Below are 2043 nucleotides of genomic sequence, written 5' to 3' on the forward strand. Positions count from 1 at the left end.
AGAGCGTACCACTTTCGGCAGTTGGCTTCCTCTTTTACACCTTCCCATGAGTGTCGCACTTATTATCTGAATTCAGGAGTATGGATTAACAGAGCAATTAACCGCAGGGGTAAATGGTCTAGCTTCCGATAATGGTGGCCTTTTGGGAGTGTCTGCTGTTACCGGCAACTTCTTGGGTAACATTTCTCTTAGGTTAACCTATGGTTACTATCGTGAGAATGAATACCGTAATGGTTATATCGGCTCTATTGACTATGAACAATCCGTGTTTGGGAGTGGAAATAGCAGCGCGGCAAATTTACGAGTTGGTTATGAATACCAAAATAAATTTTCATCAATACCTTGGGTAAGTGGTGGTCAACGAGATGGTTATACTACTTATATTGACTATTCTACTTATCCTAGTGATGCTCTTGATTTTTCAATAGGTGCTCGTTTAAGTAACTATGAAGGCGCAGAGCAATATGATACTTACTTTGCTAATGCCAATTACTCCTTTGGCGATAGAAATAACTATTTTGTCATTGGATTGCGGGGAGAATATAGTTCTGAATCACGTTCTGATATTGATGAATATACTGTTAACCTAAGCCTGAGTTGGGATTGGTTTTCTGATACCCGACGTTATTCATCATCATTAAGGTATGACACTGATGATAATAGAGTGGCTGCTGACTTCTCCCGTACCAGTGATTATGGCATCGGTGGGCTGGGTTACCGCCTCTCTGCGGAACGTCGCGATGATTATGATCGTCAAAGTGGCAATATTGATTACGTGGCTAACCGGTGGCGTGGCAATGCCATTGTATCAAGGTATAGTGATAGCTCTTCTGACGATGAGTTCGCTGCATCGGTTTATTTGTCGACAACAGTTGGTTTTGCCGGCGGGCGATTTGGTGTGGGTAGTGACCCTGTTGGCCCATTCGCTATTGTATCGGCACATCAATCTTTGGAAGGGTTGGATGTAGAGGTTAATGGATTTGAAGGTTATAACCCTAATGCGATTGCTACCCATCAGTTACCTGCTGTTGTTGGGCTTAATCGCGCCTTTACCAATAATCAAGTTAATGTCGATATTCCTGATGCGCCTCCTGGTTTAGATTATGGTGATCATTTTCATTCTATTGTGCCAGGTAGCTTGACGGGGCATGTGATTCATATTGGTTCCGATGCGGTTTACACTGTTATTGGTCGCTTGCAGGATCCGTCATCCGCTGCTGTTGCATTGAAAAGTTTTAATATTGTTGGTGAAAATGGCCGATATTCGACCTTTACCAATCGTAATGGTCGTTTTGTGGTGGAAGGTATGCAGCCTGGAAATTACATCATCCATCAAAATACCGATCCATCAGTTCGAGCTTCTTTTATTCTTGAAGAAGCAGAGGATCCGCTTGTTTACTTAGACCCAATCATTTTATCAGATCCTGAAGTGCAGCAATTTGAAGTGGTCGAAGAGAGCTCTGATGAGAAGGACGATAAAACGAATGAAGAAACGCCATCCGTAGGAAGAAATATACTTGTTCGGCCCGGTGATTCTATTTGGCGATACACCTACGCTGAGGTAAAGCGGGCTAAGCAGAATAATGGGTTTGATTTTTCAACTGTTGAAAAGCACCGTTTAACACTCTCTTTGAGCGACTATGTTGTGAGCGTAAATGAGCTCGATGACGGTAATATTATCCATCCTGGCCAAGAGATCTTTGTACCGAATATGGACAGTTTCATCATTGATTATGATAAGGCTATGGGCATGTCATTATAAAAATGGGTTTTCAATATAAAGGCAATATGGGGAAAGGATATGAAAAAATGGTATTGGTTAATATTTATATGTTTACCGTTGTTTTCACATGCTAATGACGATTGTACAGGGAGTTGGACGGTTAGGTTTATTGATGAAGACTCGTCAATTAGACCCAACTTTGGCGAATCAGCATGGGTAAAAGCTTATGTTGAAGTCGAAAGTTCGTAAGCGTTCACCAGTAGGTACTTGATTTAGGGGTTACAAGCTAAATACGTTTGGATAAGGCTGGCGAGCAGTAA

1 protein-coding gene is annotated in these 2043 nt (G+C 41.9%); it reads left to right on the forward strand.

The features are described from left to right. Positions 1 to 148 precede the first annotated feature (148 nt). Positions 149 to 1762, forward strand: coding sequence for a fimbria/pilus outer membrane usher protein (locus tag NHN17_RS25635; protein WP_255045503.1), 1614 nt, complete (start codon positions 149 to 151; stop codon positions 1760 to 1762). Positions 1763 to 2043: the final 281 nt, after the last annotated feature.

Origin of the sequence: Photobacterium pectinilyticum (assembly GCF_024357955.1) — a bacterium.
GTDB lineage: Bacteria > Pseudomonadota > Gammaproteobacteria > Enterobacterales > Vibrionaceae > Photobacterium > Photobacterium pectinilyticum.